This window comes from Glutamicibacter protophormiae, from assembly GCF_014647495.1.
Classification (GTDB): domain Bacteria; phylum Actinomycetota; class Actinomycetes; order Actinomycetales; family Micrococcaceae; genus Glutamicibacter; species Glutamicibacter protophormiae.
Window position 1 is genome coordinate 128,175 of the sequence record NZ_BMPH01000009.1, and the last position, 16,689, is coordinate 144,863.

Genomic DNA, 16,689 nt, shown 5'->3' on the forward strand with positions numbered 1-16,689 from the left:
GCAGAGCTCCTAAACAGCAGGGGGTTTCACGTAATGTTTGTGGCGAGCCGAGCTTGTATTATTGAACGAATGGTCAGTAAGTTAGAGTGCTGAGCATCACTACTTTTCTGTCGCAAGGAGCAATCATGGCCGAGGCATTTCTCGTAGGCGGAGCACGTACCCCGGTAGGACGGTACGGCGGAGCGCTAAGCAGCGTGCGCCCGGACGATCTGGCGGCGTTGACCATCCGCCGCGTCATCGACGACGCAGGCATCGACCCGGCGCTGGTGGACGAGGTCATTTTCGGCAACGCCAATGGGGCCGGCGAAGAGAACCGCAACGTAGCGCGCATGGCCTGGCTGCTGGCCGGCCTGCCGAACACCGTTCCGGGCATCACCGTGAACCGCCTGTGCGCTTCGGGCATGAGCGCCATCACCATGGCCAGCCACATGGTCAAATCGGGCGCCGCGGACATCGTGGTGGCCGGCGGCGTGGAATCCATGTCCCGCGCCCCATGGGTCATGGAAAAGCCTGCCAAGGCCTTCGCCAAGCCGGGGGCGACCTTCGACACCTCCATCGGCTGGCGCTTCACCAACCCCGCATTCCTCTCCGGCGAGCTGTCACGCGACGGCAAGGCCACCTACTCGATGCCCGAGACGGCCGAGGAAGTCGCCCGCGTCTACAACATCTCCCGCGAGGACGCCGACCAGTTCGCCGTGGATTCCCACGCCAAGTCCATCGCAGCGATCGAGGCCGGACGCTTCAAGGACGAGATCGTCCCGGTGACCGTCAAGGGCCGCAAGGGCGATACCGTCGTGGACACCGACGAGGGCCCGCGCCCCGGCACCACCGCAGAGGTCCTGGCCGGGCTGCGCCCGGTCGTCAAGGGCGGCTCGGTGGTCACCGCCGGCAACGCCTCGACGCTGAACGACGGAGCCTCGGCCATCCTGGTGGTCTCCGAGCGCGCCATCGAGAAGTACGGCCTGACCCCGCGCGCCCGCATCGTCGACGGGCAGGCCGCCGGCCTGGCCCAGGAGATCATGGGCATGGGCCCGGTTCCGGCCACCAACAAGGTGCTCGCCCGCGCCGGGCTGTCCATCGGGGACATCGGCGCCATGGAAATCAACGAGGCCTTCGCCAGCCAGTCGCTGGCCAGCATGAACGAGCTGGGCGTGGACCCGTCCATCGTGAACCGCGACGGCGGCGCCATCGCGCTGGGCCACCCGCTGGGCTCCTCCGGCTCGCGCATCGTGATCACCCTGCTGGGCCGCATGGAACGCGAACTGGCCGGAGCACAGCGCAAGCTCGGCGTGGCCACCATGTGCGTGGGCGTCGGCCAGGGCACCGCCCTGCTGGTGGAGGGTGTCTAAGCCCATGAGCCTGACCCCCGAAGACTTCACCACCCTGCAGCTCACCGAGACCGCGGACCGCGTGTGGGTGCGCCTGCACCGACCCGAGGTCCGCAACGCCATCGACCAGGTCATGGTCGACGAGCTGCACGCGGTCTGCGCCTACCTGGAACGCACCCCGAAGATCATGATCCTGGCCGGCACCCCGTCCCAGGCTCCAACCGAGGACAAGCCGCGCGGCTCCAAGGGGATCTTCGCCTCCGGCGCGGACATCGCCCAGCTGCGCGAGCGCCGCCGCGACGACGCGCTGGCCGGCATCAACTCCGGCATCTTCGACCGCATCGCCAAGCTGCCGATGCCCGTGGTGGCGGCGCTGGACGGCTTCGCTCTGGGCGGCGGCGCGGAACTGGCCTACGCGGCCGACTTCCGCATCGGCACCGAGGACCTGCGCATGGGCAACCCGGAAACCAACCTGGGCATCATGGCCGCCGCCGGCGCCACCTGGCGCCTGAAGGAACTGGTCGGCGAGCCGCTGGCCAAGGAAATCCTGCTGGCCGGCAAGGTGCTCACCGGGGCGCAGTGCCTGGAGGTCCAGCTGATCACCGAGCTGCACCCGGCCGCCGAGCTGGACGCCGCCGCGGATGCGCTGGCGGACCGCATCGCCGCGCAGGACCCGCTGGCCGTGCGCATCAGCAAGTCGGTATTCCACGCTCCGCGCGAAGTTCACCCGATCATCGACAACCTGGCCCAGGGCATGCTCTTCGAGTCCCAGGCCAAGTTCGACCGCATGCAGGCATTCCTAGACCGAAAGAAGAAGTAAGCATGAGTGAAGCGACAAACTTTATCGACGGCGCACTGCCTGCGAAAATGGGCGTGCTGGGCGGCGGGCGCATGGGCGCCGGCATCGCCCACGCCTTCCTGATCAAGGGCTGCGACGTGTTGGTCGTGGAACGCGACGAGGCTTCCGCCATCGCCGCGCGCGAGCGCGTTGAAGCTGCCGCCGCCAAGTCCATCGAACGCGGTGCCACCGATGCAAACCTCGGTGAGATGACCTCGCGCCTGAGCGTTTCGGTCGACTACGCGGCGTTCGCCGACCGCCAGCTGGTCATCGAAGCTGTCCCGGAAATCTGGGACCTGAAGGTCTCCTCGCTGCAGGCGGTGGAGGAATCGCTTGCGCAGGATGCGGTGCTCGCCTCGAACACCTCCTCGCTGTCGGTCTCTGGCCTGGCGGAGAAGCTCGCACGCCCGGAGAACTTCCTGGGCCTGCACTTCTTCAACCCGGTCCCGGCCTCCACGCTGATCGAGGTCGTCATCGGCAAGCAGACCAGCCCGCAGCTGGTCGACGCCTCGCGCGGCTGGGTTGAAGCCCTGGGCAAGACCGCCGTGGTGGTCAACGACGCCCCGGGCTTCGCCTCCTCCCGGCTGGGCGTCGCCATCGCGCTGGAAGCCATGCGCATGGTCGAAGAGGGCGTGGCCAGCGCCGAGGACATCGACAACGCCATGGTGCTGGGCTACAAGCACCCGACCGGCCCGCTGAAGACCACCGACATCGTGGGCCTGGACGTGCGCCTGGGCATTGCCGAATACCTTCATGAGACCTTGGGCGACCGTTTCGCCCCGCCGCAGATCCTCAAGGACCTGGTGGCGGAGGGGAAGCTCGGCCGCAAGACCGGGCAGGGCTTCTACACCTGGTAGGAACATGATGGAAAGGGCTGCGAAAGCAGCCCTTTTCGCGTTTCCGGCGGGTGGTTCAGGGAATCAGACCGCGGCTTCGGGCCCGCAGCACCAGGTCGAACCGGTTGTCCGCCTCCAGCTTGCGCATGGCCGAGGCGATATAGCTCTTGACGGTGCTTTCGGCCAGGTCAAGGTGCGCGCCGATCAGCGCATTGCGCTTGCCCAGGGCCAGGTGCGTGACCACATCCAATTCCCGTGTCGACAACGGTCCCGGCCCGCCCAGCTCGCGCCGCTGCCCGGCGCGCAGCATGGATCCCGCGGTGCTCAGCCGCTGCGCCAGCTGCGGGTCCTCGACCAGCCGGGCGATATCCCGCAGTTCGGTGTACAGCACCGTCAGGTCCTCCTGGCTCAGCGCCAGGTCCGAGACGTGCGTGGCATGCGCCTCCGACGCAGACAGCACCGCCAGGCGGCGCTCGGTCTCCTCGTGGACCGACAGCTCCCAAGCCAGGCGCCGCGCCTCGCCGGCGGCCGTGGCCAGCATTTCGTCGGTCAGCTGCGAGCGGTCGCGCAGCCCCGCGTAGATCAGCGCCCGCACCTGGTTGTCGACCACCACGGGAATCGCCAGCAGCGTGATGATCCCTTCCACGCCGATCTCGCGGTCGTAGCTGTGGATGATGTCGGGGGACTGGTGGTAGGAGCCGGTGGCGGTGAGTTCCCGCCGGGCCAGCGCCAGCCCGCCCAGACCCTGCCCGGGCTGGATCACCAGCCCGCGCAACACGCCGGTGCGGGTTCCGGAGAAGCTGGTCAGCACGGTGCCCCCGGGGTCCGCGAAGCCGCCGAAGGCCACGGGGAAGCCGGTGCGGGCGGCCAGGGTGTTCAGCGTACGCTCCAGCAGAGCCACCTGGGGTGAAGAATCGGTGGTCAACTGCTACCTCCTTTAGATGGTAGTGATGCGCCTCACTGTCTCTCTAGGATACCTGCAGGAGACTTGGTGACGAAGGTCACCGGCCGACGATCACCTTGTACCGCTACACACATCGGAGTGTGCCCCATGACTGCAACACTGACCCGCCCCGACCTCGATCTGCCGCTGCGCGAAGAGCCTGCCGCCAAGACCGTCATCGCCGATCCGGCAGCCCTCGGCCTGGGTGCCTTCGCCATGACCACGTTCGTGCTGAGCCTGGCCAATGCGGGACTGATTCCCGAAGCCGGCAGCGCGGTCCTGGCGCTGGCATTCTTCTACGGAGGCATCGCGCAGGTCATTGCCGGCGTCATCGAATTCTTCAAGGGCAATGTCTTCGGCGCCACCGCCTTCACCTCCTACGGGATGTTCTGGATGGGCTTCTGGTGGATCGAAACCACCCCGGAAATCGCCGCGGCCGTGGGATCCGTCGGCATGGGCGTCTACCTGCTGGGATGGACCCTCTTCACCATCTACATGACCATCGCCTCGCTGAAAACCAACGGGGTCCTGGTCACCGTGTTCACCGTGCTGTGCACCGCGTTCATCGCCCTGACCATCGGCGCGTTCACCGGCAACCAGCTGATCCACGAGCTCGGCGGCTGGCTGGGCCTTCTCGCCGCGGCGCTGGCCGCGTACGGTTCCTTCGCCGTCGTCACCAACGCCACCTGGAAGCGCGAGGTGCTGCCAATGTGGGCCAAGTAGCCCGCAGCAGCGCAGAACGCTGCCAACGGCAGCCCGCCGTCCCGGATATTCCCGGGGCGGCGGGCTGCCGTCCGACTAGGCGAACATGCTGGCCAGCAGCGAGGTGAACAGTGCCTCGGCATCGCGCGGCAGGCCCTTGGCGGTGAACCAGTCGCACATGTTGACGCAGTCGCGGTGCAGGAAATCCAGGCCCTGCACGTTGCCGGCCAGATCCACGCATTGCGGCACGTCGATAACCACCAGGCGATCGCCAGCCACCAGCAGATTGTAGGCCGAGAGGTCGCCGTGCGCGATGCCCAGCAGGGCAAATTTCTCCATGGCGTCGGCCAGCTGGTCCCAGAGGGCCGGCAGCCGCGGATCGTTGCGGGAGAGCTGCTGCAGGCGGGGCGCGGCGGCCCGCGGGATCTGCGGATCCGCAATGAACTCCATGAGGATTTCGGTGCCGTCGATCTGTACCGGATAGGGGACCGGGATCCCCGCTTCGTGGCAGCGGCGCAGATACGTCCATTCGGCGCTTGCCCATTGCAGGGCGGCCACCTCGCGGCCGTAGCTGGAATTGTTTTTCACCGCACGGTTATCGCGCGAGCGCCGCGCGGAGCGGCCCTCGCTGTAGGCCTGGGAGCGGCTGAACTGCAGATGCTCCCGGCCGCGGTAGCGCTTGGCCGCCAGCAACGCGCTGCGCGCCTGGGTGGCCCGCTCCACGAGGAAGACATCCCCTTCCTTGCCGGTCTTGAGGATCCCGAGCTCGGTATCCAGGGCCGCGGCATCCTCGATGAGCCATGACGGGTAGGGCTTGGGTCCGCGGCAGCCCTTTTCGATGGACGGCCACGTGGAGTAGCGCTGCCCGTCGGCCAGCTCATCCTGGGCGGTTTCGTTCCAGGCGGGGCGTCCGCGGCGGGTTTTCAGTCGGGTGTCGGCCTCGTCGAAGCCGTTGAACGCTAGGGGTGTTGCGGCGGTGTCGCCGCCAGGGTAGTAAGACACAATAAGTCCTTGGTGAGGAGGGGAGATGGCGTTGCAAGGTAACGGACATTCATCGGTATCCCTCCTCGGGTAGACTCATTGGCATTTACCAATGACTAAGACTCTACAGCAGATTGCGAATGTGTTGCAATGGAGACATGAGCCACGCCCCCGAGTACCGCAAGCAGTCGATGGACGTCCACTGGGACGGTGCGATCAACGCCCGCCGCATCTGCGGAGCCTTCTACCGCATGGGACGCCACGAATGGCTCACCGAGCGGGGCTGGCGGCAGCTGCGGGCGGACGGCATCGACAGGGTCATCGACCTGCGCAACCCCGGGGAGATCCGCCGCCGCGAACACGACCCGGTGGTGCAGGAGCCGAGCCTGCGGGGCATCGAGCTGTTCAACCTTCCGCTGGAAGCCCCGGGCAACGAGCGCTTCGAGGCGATCGCCGTCCCGTACATGAACCACACCGGGATGTACCGGCTGGTCTGCGAGGAATTCGGCGGGCATCTGGCCGCGGTCTTCGAGAACCTGGCCGCAACCCGCAGCGGCGCGGTGATCCACTGCTCCGCCGGACGGGACCGTTCGGGCCTGGTGGCGACGCTGCTGCTGGATTTGGCCGGGCGGCGCGAGGAAGTCCTGGCCCACGACGAAGCTGCGGTGCGCGGCATCAACGAATGGCATCGGGTTTCTCCGCGCAAGCACCCCTACGAGTCCCACCAGCCGGCCGGCGAGCTGGACTCGATCATCCGCGGCCGCGCCGAGGAGCTGGAGAAGTTCCTCGACTGGCTCGGCACCGCCGAGGGCTACCTGCTCGGCCAAGGCCTGGGCGAAAACAGGCTTGCCGCCGTGCGGGAGCTGGCGCGCCGCGAAGACCCCTGACAGGGCCGCAGCGGAACTGTAGGCTCGGGGCATGGATGGAAAGCTGCGGCATCATGCCTTGAACTATGTTGAACTGACCGTCACCGACCTGAAAGCAGCCAAGGACTTCTACTCGGCCGCCTTCGGGTGGAAGTTCGTCGACTACGGCGGGCAGTACGCCGGCATCCTCATGCCGGAGGCGGGCACGGAGGAATCCGGGGGACTGCTGCTGGCCGACAAGCCGCGGCCCGTCGGAGGGCCCTTCGTGCTGCTGTATTCCGAGGACCTGGACGCCACGGCCCGCGCCATCGAAGCGGCCGGAGGCTGGATCGACCAGCCGGCCTATTCGTTCCCCGGCGGCCGACGGCTGCATTTCACCGACCCCTCCGGAAACGAGCTGGGCGTCTGGGCTTCCGACTAGAAGCGGGCCCGCCGACGGCGAGCCCGCGTGTTCATGAGATTCAGCATCCCGGGTCAGCCGCTCGCTTCTGCCTTGTCGCGGCGTAACCCGAGCATGGAACATGGAAGCCTAGCGCTTGGGCTTGTCCACCACCAGATTGGTGATGCGCAGGGTGCAGATGCGGCGCTGCTGCGCATCGGTGATGAGCACTTCGTGGCTGGTCATGCGGCGGCCCAGCTTGATCGGGGTGGCGGTGATGGTCACCAGGCCCTCGGTGGCCGAGCGGTGGTGCGTCGCGTTGACGTCGACTCCCACCACGACCTTGCCGAAGGTGGACGCGAACTTCACGGCGGCCCAGGAGCCCACCGCCTCGCCCACGGCCAGCGAGGCGCCGCCGTGCAGCAGCCCGAAGGACTGGGTGTTGCCTTCCACCGGCATGGTGGCCACCACCTTGTCCACGGACTCCTCGATGATGCGCACGCCCATCTTGCGGTCCAATTCGCCCAGCTCAATCGTCCACGGTTCGAGGTTCTGGGCCGGGTGCTGTACTTCGGTCATTTTCACGGTCCTTTACGGGTGTCGTCGATCACGTCATTGCTGTTATGGTTAACACTAATACTGACCGACCGTTCAGGAAGGAATTGCGTCGATGACGACAGCCCAGATTGGTGTAGTCCCAAGTTTCATTGCCGGTCAATGGCAGACCCCAGCAGCTGAGGGAGGCACCGAAGTACTTGATGCCAACACCGGCGAACTGCTCGCCACCGTCACCAAGGACCGCCTCGATGTGGCCGGCGCCGTAGCTTACGGCCGCACCACCGGCCAGCGCGAACTGGCCAAGCTCTCGCTGCATGAGCGTGCGCTGAAGCTCAAGGAGCTGGCCCTGCACCTCAACGAGCACCGCAAGGAGCTCTATGAAATCTCCTACAAGACCGGCGCAACCAAGATCGATTCCATGGTGGACATCGACGGCGGCATCGGCGTGCTGTTCACCTTCTCCGGCAAGGGCCGCCGCGAACTGCCCAACTCCAACGTCATCCTCGACGGCCCGACCGAGTCGCTGAGCAAGGACGGCTCGTTCCTGGGAACCCACATCTACACCGCGCTGACCGGTGTCGTGGTCCAGGTCAACGCCTTCAACTTCCCGGTCTGGGGCATGCTGGAGAAGTTCGCCCCGGCCTTCATCGCCGGCGTGCCGACCATCGTCAAGCCCGCCACCCCGACCGGCTATCTGACCGAAGCGGTGGTGCGCCTGATGCTCGACTCCGGCCTGCTGCCGGACGGCTCGCTGCAGCTGCTCTCCGGCTCGGCCCGCGACCTGATGGACCACCTGGACTACCGCGACATGTTCGCGTTCACCGGCTCGGCGGCCACCGCCAGCAAGCTGAAGGCCCATCCGAACGTCATCGACGGCGGCGTGCGCTTCAGCGCCGAGACCGACTCGCTGAACGCTGCCATCCTGGGCCCGGACGCCGTGGAGGGCACCCCGGAGTTCGACGCCTTCATCAAGGTCGTCGTCAACGAGATGACCACCAAGGCCGGCCAGAAGTGCACCGCCATCCGCCGCAACATCGTGCCGGCAAGCCAGGTGGATGCGGTCATCGCAGCCATCGGCAAGCGCATCGACGAGCGCGTGGTCGTCGGCGACCCGCGCGTCGAGGGCGTGACCATGGGCGCGCTGGCCTCCCTGGAGCAGCTGCGCGACGTGCGCGCCGCGGTGCAGGACATGCTGGACGCCGGCGGCGAGCTGGCCTACGGCGCGCTGGACGCGCCGAAGGTCCGCGTGGCCCCGGACACCGACGCAGTGGCCGAGCAGGGCGCCTTCATGGCCCCGATGGTGCTGCGCTGGGACGACGCCCGCAACCCGATCCTGCACTCCCGCGAAGCCTTCGGCCCGGTCAGCTCCGTGGTCGGCTACGACACCGTGGACGAGGCAGTGGCCCTGGCCGCGCTGGGCGCCGGCTCGCTGGTCGCCACGGTCTGCACCAACGACGCGCAGGCCATGCGCCAGCTGTCGCTGGGCATCGCCGGCCACCACGGCCGCGTGCACATCCTGAACCGCGAAACCGCGCGCAGCACCACGGGCCACGGCTCGCCGGTGCCGCACCTGGTCCACGGCGGCCCGGGCCGCGCCGGCGGCGGCGAGGAACTGGGCGGCGTCCGCTCGGTCAAGCACCACATGCAGCGCACCGCGGTGCAGGGTTCCCCGAACATGCTCACCGCCCTGACCGGCGTGTGGCACACCGGAGCCGCCCAGTCGCTGGCCGGCAGCGGGAAGTTCGGAGGCCAGGCCTCCAACGTGCACCCGTTCCGCAAGTCGCTGGCCGAGCTGAAGATCGGCGACGGCTTCGTCTCGGACCTGCGCGAGGTCTCGCTGCAGGAGATCACCGATTTCGCGAACGAAACCGGCGACACCTTCTACGCGCACACCGATGCGAAGGCCGCCGAAGCCAACCCGTTCTTCCCGGGCATCGTGGCCCACGGCTACCTGCTGGTCTCCTGGGCCGCCGGCCTGTTCGTGGAGCCGGCTCCGGGACCGGTGCTGGCCAACTACGGCTTGGAGAACCTGCGCTTCATCACCCCGGTGGGCGCGGGGGACTCGATCCGCGTGACCCTGACCGCCAAGAAGATCACCCCGCGCGTGACCGACGAGTACGGGGAGGTCGCCTGGGACGCCGTGCTGCACAACCAGAACGACGAGATCGTGGCGACCTACGACGTGCTGACCCTGGTGGAGAAGACCGACTCCACCTACGCCAACTGGCAGGGCTAAGCCCCGTGCGGCGGTAGCGCCTTAAACACAACGCCGGCCTTCGAGAATTCTCGAAGGCCGGCGTTGTGTTGTGCCGAGAAATATCTACTTGTCGTCTGCGGAGTTCAACTTGTCCAGGGCGGCCTTGGCGGCGGCTTCTAGGGCGATCTCTTCCTCGCTCGGCTCGGGCTGCGCCGGGGCGGGCAGCGCGCGCCACTGGTACCAGCCGTACAGCGCGGCCAGCGCGGTGAACACGTACAGGCCCAGCATGCCCAGCATCGGGCTGACCATGAAGTAGACCACGACATAGGAGATCGCTCCGGCGGCCAGCAGGAGCCAGCCGCTGCGCACGCCGCGGGCGATCAGCACGAAGGACGCGAAGATCACCGCGTCGGAAACGTACATGGCCCAGACTTCCGGGGTGGCGCTGAGGTAGCTGCCGTTGAACAGGAAGACATTGAAGTGCAGGGCCACCAGCAGGATGACGCCCGCCAGCAGGCCGACCACGGAGGTCGCGGTCAGCGGGGTGCGGGTCACCATGCGGATGAACTTGCCCTTGAGCTCGAAGCGCGAGAAGCGCCACAGGCCGAAGATCGCCAGCAGAAGCAGCGGGACGCCGTAGAACAGCGCGTAGAGGTCGTATTTCATGGCGCTGATGATCGGTCCGGAGAACACCGCCATGATCAGGGCCCACCAGCCCAGGTCGTTGCGGTGCGCCAGCAGCAGCGCGGCGATGACCACGAACAGGGCGCTGATCGCGAACAGCAGGATCTGCACGCCAGAGCTGGTGCTCAAGGACAGCTGGAAGAGACTATCAATAATTGAATCCACGGTGCTTCTTTGTGTTGAGTTGTATACGGCTCAGCGGGCGCAAAACGCACCCCTACGATGTTAGCCGTGAATCCTGTGAGGAGCACAAGCGCAGGGGAGCCTGCGGGTTCCGCAGCGCCGCGCACTGCCCGCTGCGCGCCGAAGGCCCCGGCCCGCCCGAAAGGGGCGAACCGGGGCCTTCGCCACTCGGGTTCAGGAGGTCTGGTTCTTGGGCAACGCATGCAGGCCGTTGAACAGCAGCGAAATCGCCTGGTTCTCCAAGGTCACCGCATCGATCACGCCGTCCAGCCGGTACCAGTCCACCACGGAGTTGATCATGCCGAACAGCAGGCGGGCCGTTGCGCGGGGCTCTAGGTCCTCGCGCAGCCGTCCCTCGCGCTGTGCCACGGTCACCAGCTCGGAGAGCTCGCGGTCCATCTGGCGCCGGCGCTCCAACGCGGTGCGCTCCAGCTCCGTGTTGCCGCGCAGGCGCAGCAGCAGGGTCACGTAGGAACGCTTGGCGATCAGGATGCGCACCGTGGAGCGCAGGAAGAATTCCAGGCGCTCGTCGGCGGTTCCCTCGTGCCGGCGCACCTGCTCGATCATGGACTCCAGCGGAATGAGCGCCTCGTCCAGCGCCAGGCGCAGCAGATCCTCCTTGGAGGGGACGTGGTGGTAGATCGCCGACTTGCTGATGCCCAGCCGGTCGGCCAGCTTGCCCATCGAGGTTGCATCGTAGCCGTACTCGTTGAACGCCTCGACGGCGATCTGGAGCACGGTTTCCTGGTCGTAACCGGGACGGCCGCGTTTGACCGGTGGGGTCACTGCTTGGGTTGATTGCATAATGCCTCGATTATTTCACGTCTCCGTGGAGGCTAGCTGTTGCGCAGGTCGAAGATGCGCTTGAGCTTGCCCATGGAGCGTTCCAAGGTCTCCGGATCCACCACGTCGATGGCGCAGGAGGAGCCCACATGGATCTTGATCAGCTTGGCCAGGGTCTTGGCGGCATTGGCCACGTCCTCGGCCGAGGCGTCCGGACGGCGCTCGACCTTGACGGCCAGCTGGTCCATGCGGTCCGGGCGGGTGAGCACCAGCTGGAAGTGCGCGGACAGGGCCGGCACCTTCAAGATCAGTTCCTCGATCTGGCTCGGGAACAGGTTCACGCCGCGCAGGATGATCATGTCGTCGCTGCGGCCGGTGATGCGGCCCATGCGTCGATGGCCCGGACGCGCGGTGCCCGGCATCAGGCGGGTCAAGTCGTGGGTGCGGTAGCGGATGATCGGCAGCGCCTGCTTGGTCAGCGAGGTGAAGACCAGCTCGCCATGCTCGCCGTCCGGCAGCACCTTCGTCTCGTCGTAGGCGTCGAGGATCTCCGGGCGGAAGTGGTCCTCCCAGATGTGGCTGCCGTCCTTGCGCTCGCGCGATTCGCCGGCCACGCCAGGGCCCATGACCTCGGACAGCCCGTAGATGTCGCAGGCGTCGATGCCGAACATCTCCTCCAGCTCATGGCGCATCTCCTCGGTCCACGGCTCGGCCCCGAGCACGGCGACCTTCAGCGAGGTGTCGCGCGGGTCCAGTCCCTGGCGCTGCATGGCATCGCCGATGGTCAGCAGGTAGGTCGGGGTGCACAGGATGGCGTCCGGGGCGAAGTCCTTGATCAGGGTGATCTGCTTCTCGGTCTGGCCGCCGGACATCGGGATCACGGTGGTGCCCAGGCGCTCGGCCGCCGCGTGGGCGCCCATGCCGCCGGTGAACAGGCCGTAGCCGTAGGCGTTGTGGACCTTCCAGCCCGGCTTCACGCCGGACAGCCGCAGGCAGCGGGCGCCGAGCTTGGCCCAGTCGTCCAGGTCCTGCTGGGTGTAGCCCACCACGGTGGCGCGGCCGGTGGTGCCCGAGGAGGCGTGGATGCGGGCGACCTCGTGCTGCGGCACGGCGAACATGCCGAACGGGTAGGTCTTGCGCAGGTCTTCCTTTTCGGTGAACGGGAAGATCTTCAGATCATCCAGTTCCTTCAGGTCGTTCGGGTGCACCCCCGCCGCGTCGTACTTTTCCTTGTAGTACGGCACCTTGTCATAGGCCAGGTGCAGGGTTTCCTTCAGGCGGGTGAGCTGGATCGATTCGATCTGGTCGCGGCTCATGGTCTCTTCTGCATCCAGCGGATTCGGCAGGCTGTCGCGGTCGATGTTCTGTGACATGCTCGTACTTTCGTGTGGTGGTGGCGGAAAGGGCTAGCGGCTCTTGGGCTTCGGGACGGTTCGTGATCGTCCGCGGAACTCGGCCACGGTTTCGGTGGCTCCGTCGCGGCCTGGCTGGGTGACGGTGATGTCGTAGAGTCCGCTGCGGCCCTGCTGGGAGACCCGGCGCGCGGATGCGGTCAACAGGCGTCCGGGCATGCCCGGCTTGAGGAAGTTGATGTCCACTCCGGAAGCGACGGTGATGGTGTCTTCCGAACCCTCGGGAGGGTTGCAGCTCAGGGCAAAAGCGGTGTCGGCAAGAGCGAAGATCATCCCGCCGTGGGCGATGCCGAAGCCGTTGAGCATCTCCTGCTTCAGCTCCATGGTGATGACGGCCTTGCCGTCGGAGACCTCGACAACCTCGATGCCCATCCACTGCGTGGCATAGTCATTCTCGAGAATTGCGTGCGGAAGAGGCTTCTCGACCTGTGTTTCGCTCATGGACTTCCTTCGCCGAATTATTTACCGAACGATCATTAGGTAATAACAAAATGTGAGGCAAGTCAAGTTCTGGCGGTGATTCGTCTGCGAAAGGCTGGCTATCGCGGGGAAAAGTCTTAGCGGCTGAAAATCCGTCGGTGCAGGTCAAGGATGAATGGTTCCTTGATCCGGTTGTAATCCATCACCAGCCCCTGCGCCCCGCGCAGGGCGGCCAGCTGTTGCGCCGCCTCGCGCTTGACCTCGGCGTACGCGTCGCGATCCGCCGGATGGCTGCGCAGATGGTCGCGGAAAAGGACCATGCGCAGGAACTCGGGGCTTCCGGCGCTGAAGACGTGGATGTTGCCGTTCGCCAGCCCGGTGCCGGCTCCGGGCTTGAACATGCGGTGCTTGTACCACCCCGGTTCGCGGTGCCAGAAGACCATCCCCGCGGCGCGCAGCTGCGGGACGTAGCGCTCTTCGTCATCGGCGTCCGGCACCAGCAAGGCAATATCGATCAGCGGCTTCGCCGGCAGCCCCGGCACCGAGGTGGAGCCGGTGTGCTCGATGGCCAGGGCCCGGGCGCCCAGGGCGGCGGCCAGCGCCGCGCGGATCTTCTCGAAGTCATCGGGCCATCGGCCATCGGCCGGGGCCAGGTCGATGATGCCGCGCGAGGGGCGGCCGTCGACCTGCTCGTACGCAGGGTCGGTGTCCGGCTGCCGGGCGAGCAGGGGAGCATGGGGCAGCGTGCACAGGTAGCGCCGGGCGCCCGGCCAGCGCGGATCCGCGGCGCTGTCGCTGATGACGCAGCCCAGCGCGCGGTAGAAGTCCACCGCATCGTCATCGGTGGTGGCCCAGAGGCAGCGGCCGTGCAGCTTCTGCAGCCGACGCAGCAGCGCCGAGGCCAGGCCCCGGCGCTGCTGCGTCCCCAGCACCGCGAGGTACTCGACGCACAGGCTGTATTTGTCGTGCAGCCGATAGGCGGCCAGCGCCGCCGGGGTGCCGTCTTTGCCGAAGGCGGCGAGGACCTGCAGCCGCTCGCAGTCATCGAGCAGTTCCTGCAGGGCTGCCTCGTCCACCGGGTCGGCGGCCAGCGCCAGCAGCTCGCGCACGGCGGGATGCTGACGGTACTCGGAGATCTGGATGTGGCGCATGGCCGCCTTTCTGGTGGTGCGCGGCTAGTCCACGATCTCGCGGCAGCCCAGCGCGTCCAGAATGAACGCGTAGTCCCAGGCGCGGGACTTCCAGGACTCGTAGCGGCCCGAGGCGCCGCCGTGGCCGCCCTCCATTTCGGTTTTCAGCAGGATCGGCTGCTCCCCGGTAGTCAGTTCGCGCAGCTTGGCCACCCATTTGGCCGGCTCCACGTAGAGCACGCGGGTGTCGTTCAAGGAGGTGACCGCGGCGATCTTCGGGTAGGCCTGGGCGGTGACGTTCTCGTAGGGGGAGTAGGACTTCATGTAGTCGTAGACTTCCTTGTCCTCGATCGGGTTGCCCCATTCCTCCCACTCCAGTGCGGACAGCGGCAGCTCTGGATCAAGGATGGAGGTCAGCGCGTCCACGAACGGCACCTGCGCCACGATCGCGGTGTACAGCTGCGGGGCCATGTTCGCAATGGCGCCCATCAGCAGGCCGCCGGCCGAGCCGCCCAAGGCCACCAATCGCTGCGGGTCCGCCCAGCCGGTGTCCAGCAGGTAGCGGGTGGCGTCGATGAAATCGGTGAAGGTGTTCTTCTTGTGCAGCTTCTTGCCCTGCAGGTACCACTCGCGGCCCAGCTCGCCGCCGCCGCGCACATGGGCGATGACGAACACCACCCCGCGGTCCAGCACGCTCAGCCGGGGGATGCCGAAGCCCGGATCCATGGACGCCTCGTAGGAGCCGTAGCCGTAGACCAGCACCGGGTTGGGCACGGAGGTGTCCAGATCCGCCCGGCGCATGATGGTCAGCGGGATGCGCGTGCCGTCCGCCGCTACGGCCCATTCGCGGGTGGAGAGGTAGTCCTCGGCGTTGTAGTTGTTCACCGGGGTCTGCTTGCGCAGCACCAGCGACTGGTCCTCCAGCCACAGGTCGTAAACGCGGGCCGGGGTGAAGTCCGCGGTGTAGCCGATGCGGATCAGCGGCGCTTCCAGCGAGGCGAAGGTCGGGGAAGCGGTGAACAGCTCGTCCTCGAACGCCGGTTCCAGGGCCGCCTGCTGCGCGTCGGTCCCCAGGCCGTCCAGGGCGATGAGCTGGACGCGTTCGCAGGTGTCGCGGCGCACCGAGAGCACCAGATGCGTCCCGGTCAGCACGGTGCCCTCGATCTTCACGGTCTGCTGATGCTCGACGACCGTGCGCCACTGCGCGGGTTGGGTCTGCCCGCCGAGCTGGTCGAGCCCGGCCAGCGACACCATGTTGTTCGGCGACTGGTAATCGTGGGTGATGACGGCCGCCCCGTCGGCTCCGGGCAGCAGGTCCACCCCGTGCAGCAGGCGCAGCGAGCGCGGCACGAGCAGCCGGACCTGGGCGGCCGGCGCCGTCAGGTCCAGCACGCTGGTTTCGGCGTATTCGGAGTTGCCGCTGGAGATCAGCAGTTTGGTGCGGTCAGTGCTCAAATCGAAGCCCAGCCACATCCCCGGGTCGTCCTCCTGGTAGACCACGGTGTCCTCGGCGGGATCGGTGCCCAGCACGTGGGCCTTGATCTGGTGCGGGCGCCAGGTCTCGTCCACTACGACGTAGAAGACGGTCGAGGAATCCGGGGAGAAAGCCAGCCCGTAGAACACGCCCTCGATGACGTCGGGCAGCAGGAGGCCGGTGTCCAGGTCCTTGACGTAGAGGGTGAAGCGTTCGTCGCCGGCGGTGTCGATGCAGTAGGCCAGCAGGTTGCTTTCCTCGTTCAGGGCCATGCCGCCCAGGGCGAAGAAGGTCTGCCCCTGCGCCAGCTGGTTGCCGTCCAGCAGCACTTGTTCGGCCTCCAGCGCGGTTTCCGGGTCGATGACCGGCGGGGTCCAGTCGGCGCGCAGGTCGCCGGTCTGCCGGGCCTTGACGCGGCACTGGATGGTGTAGGGCTTGCCCTCGACCGAGCGGGTGAAGTACCACCAGCCGCGGCGCCGCGTGGGCACCGACAGGTCGGTCTCCACGGTGCGGGCCTTGATCTCATCGAAGATGGCCTGGCGCAGCGGTTCCTGGCCGGCGGTCACCGCGTCGGTGTAGGCGTTCTCCGCCTTGAGGTGGTCCAGGACCTGCGGGCTGGTCTTCTCGCGCATCCATTCGTAGTCATCGGTGAAGGTGTCCCCATGGAAGGTGCGGGTGATGGGATTCTTCGCGGCGATCGGCGCGCTGGCGGTAAGCGGTTCTGGAGTCATACACCTATTCAATCCCACCGCTGCGGTCTTTGGCAGGCCGCTAAGCTCAGCGCGGACATTCCACCGGCCCTGCCTCGCTGACTCGCGCTAATGGGTGGAAAAGGTTCCGACATGCGCGCATTGGTCATAGGCTAGCAAGCAGAGTGAATCAATCTGCCCCATGGGTTACTCGCCCCTACATCATGAGAAAGCGATTGAGATAAGTGAAAAACAACCACACCCCGACCCGGACAGGTCGCCTTAC

The 16,689-nt window shown here is 66.8% G+C and carries 16 protein-coding genes; 7 read left to right on the forward strand and 9 right to left on the reverse strand.

Translation table 11 applies throughout. From position 1 onward, the window contains the following. Positions 1 to 125 precede the first annotated feature (125 nt). Genes IEY43_RS11775 through IEY43_RS11785 form a run of 3 tightly spaced genes read left to right on the forward strand, consistent with a single transcriptional unit; the run spans position 126 to position 3,023 of the window. Complete coding sequence (locus IEY43_RS11775; protein WP_188948784.1) at positions 126 to 1,349, forward strand: thiolase family protein; 1,224 nt, start codon at positions 126 to 128, stop codon at positions 1,347 to 1,349. A 4-nt stretch (positions 1,350 to 1,353) separates the two neighbouring features. Next, positions 1,354 to 2,148, forward strand: a complete 795-nt coding sequence (locus tag IEY43_RS11780; RefSeq protein ID WP_188948785.1) for an enoyl-CoA hydratase/isomerase family protein — start codon at positions 1,354 to 1,356, stop codon at positions 2,146 to 2,148. 2 nt (positions 2,149 to 2,150) lie between these two features. Then, on the forward strand, positions 2,151 to 3,023 hold the full coding sequence (locus IEY43_RS11785) for a 3-hydroxyacyl-CoA dehydrogenase family protein (RefSeq protein WP_188948786.1): 873 nt from the start codon (positions 2,151 to 2,153) through the stop codon (positions 3,021 to 3,023). Positions 3,024 to 3,078: 55 nt separating this feature from the next. Here the strand turns inward: IEY43_RS11785 and IEY43_RS11790 are convergent, their stop codons facing one another. Continuing rightward, positions 3,079 to 3,927 carry a helix-turn-helix transcriptional regulator gene (locus IEY43_RS11790; RefSeq protein WP_188948787.1) on the reverse strand — a complete coding sequence of 283 codons (849 nt, stop codon included), beginning with the start codon at positions 3,925 to 3,927 and terminating at the stop codon, positions 3,079 to 3,081. A gap of 126 nt (positions 3,928 to 4,053) precedes the next feature. Here IEY43_RS11790 and IEY43_RS11795 point away from each other — a divergent pair, with 126 nt between their 5' ends. Continuing rightward, a complete protein-coding gene (locus IEY43_RS11795) occupies positions 4,054 to 4,668 on the forward strand; it encodes an acetate uptake transporter (protein WP_188948788.1) in 615 nt (204 codons plus the stop codon). Positions 4,669 to 4,743: 75 nt separating this feature from the next. Here the strand turns inward: IEY43_RS11795 and IEY43_RS11800 are convergent, their stop codons facing one another. Then, on the reverse strand, positions 4,744 to 5,649 hold the full coding sequence (locus tag IEY43_RS11800; RefSeq protein ID WP_188948789.1) for a serine protein kinase RIO: 906 nt from the start codon (positions 5,647 to 5,649) through the stop codon (positions 4,744 to 4,746). A gap of 137 nt (positions 5,650 to 5,786) precedes the next feature. On the opposite strand from IEY43_RS11800, the gene IEY43_RS11805 reads away from it, so the two are divergent. Together IEY43_RS11805 and IEY43_RS11810 are read left to right on the forward strand one after the other, a co-directional pair. Beyond that, positions 5,787 to 6,515: a tyrosine-protein phosphatase gene (locus tag IEY43_RS11805; protein ID WP_188948790.1), complete on the forward strand. Its 729-nt coding sequence runs from the start codon at positions 5,787 to 5,789 to the stop codon at positions 6,513 to 6,515. A 31-nt stretch (positions 6,516 to 6,546) separates the two neighbouring features. Next, a complete protein-coding gene (locus tag IEY43_RS11810) occupies positions 6,547 to 6,915 on the forward strand; it encodes a VOC family protein (RefSeq protein WP_188948791.1) in 369 nt (122 codons plus the stop codon). Positions 6,916 to 7,023: 108 nt separating this feature from the next. On the opposite strand, the gene IEY43_RS11815 is transcribed toward IEY43_RS11810, so the two are convergent. Next, entirely contained in the window at positions 7,024 to 7,452 is a 429-nt protein-coding gene (locus IEY43_RS11815; protein WP_188948792.1) for a hotdog fold thioesterase, read from the reverse strand. Between the two features lie 91 nt (positions 7,453 to 7,543). Here IEY43_RS11815 and paaZ point away from each other — a divergent pair, with 91 nt between their 5' ends. After that, the gene (gene paaZ / locus IEY43_RS11820) at positions 7,544 to 9,667 is read left to right on the forward strand and encodes a phenylacetic acid degradation bifunctional protein PaaZ (RefSeq protein ID WP_188948793.1); all 2,124 of its coding nucleotides are present in this window, start codon (positions 7,544 to 7,546) and stop codon (positions 9,665 to 9,667) included. Positions 9,668 to 9,751: 84 nt separating this feature from the next. On the opposite strand, the gene IEY43_RS11825 is transcribed toward paaZ, so the two are convergent. The 6 genes from IEY43_RS11825 to IEY43_RS11850 form a co-directional block, all read right to left on the reverse strand. Beyond that, the gene (locus IEY43_RS11825) at positions 9,752 to 10,477 is read right to left on the reverse strand and encodes a nicotinamide mononucleotide transporter (RefSeq protein WP_188948794.1); all 726 of its coding nucleotides are present in this window, start codon (positions 10,475 to 10,477) and stop codon (positions 9,752 to 9,754) included. A gap of 192 nt (positions 10,478 to 10,669) precedes the next feature. Beyond that, positions 10,670 to 11,299, reverse strand: coding sequence for a TetR/AcrR family transcriptional regulator (locus IEY43_RS11830; RefSeq protein WP_188948795.1), 630 nt, complete (start codon positions 11,297 to 11,299; stop codon positions 10,670 to 10,672). 32 nt (positions 11,300 to 11,331) lie between these two features. Further along, positions 11,332 to 12,651, reverse strand: coding sequence for a phenylacetate--CoA ligase family protein (locus IEY43_RS11835; protein ID WP_188948796.1), 1,320 nt, complete (start codon positions 12,649 to 12,651; stop codon positions 11,332 to 11,334). A 33-nt stretch (positions 12,652 to 12,684) separates the two neighbouring features. Next, the gene (gene paaI / locus IEY43_RS11840; RefSeq protein ID WP_188948797.1) at positions 12,685 to 13,131 is read right to left on the reverse strand and encodes a hydroxyphenylacetyl-CoA thioesterase PaaI; all 447 of its coding nucleotides are present in this window, start codon (positions 13,129 to 13,131) and stop codon (positions 12,685 to 12,687) included. A gap of 116 nt (positions 13,132 to 13,247) precedes the next feature. Further along, positions 13,248 to 14,261, reverse strand: coding sequence for a bifunctional GNAT family N-acetyltransferase/GrpB family protein (locus IEY43_RS11845; protein WP_188948798.1), 1,014 nt, complete (start codon positions 14,259 to 14,261; stop codon positions 13,248 to 13,250). Between the two features lie 24 nt (positions 14,262 to 14,285). Then, the gene (locus IEY43_RS11850) at positions 14,286 to 16,445 is read right to left on the reverse strand and encodes a S9 family peptidase (RefSeq protein WP_188948799.1); all 2,160 of its coding nucleotides are present in this window, start codon (positions 16,443 to 16,445) and stop codon (positions 14,286 to 14,288) included. Between the last annotated feature and the right edge of the window lie 244 nt (positions 16,446 to 16,689).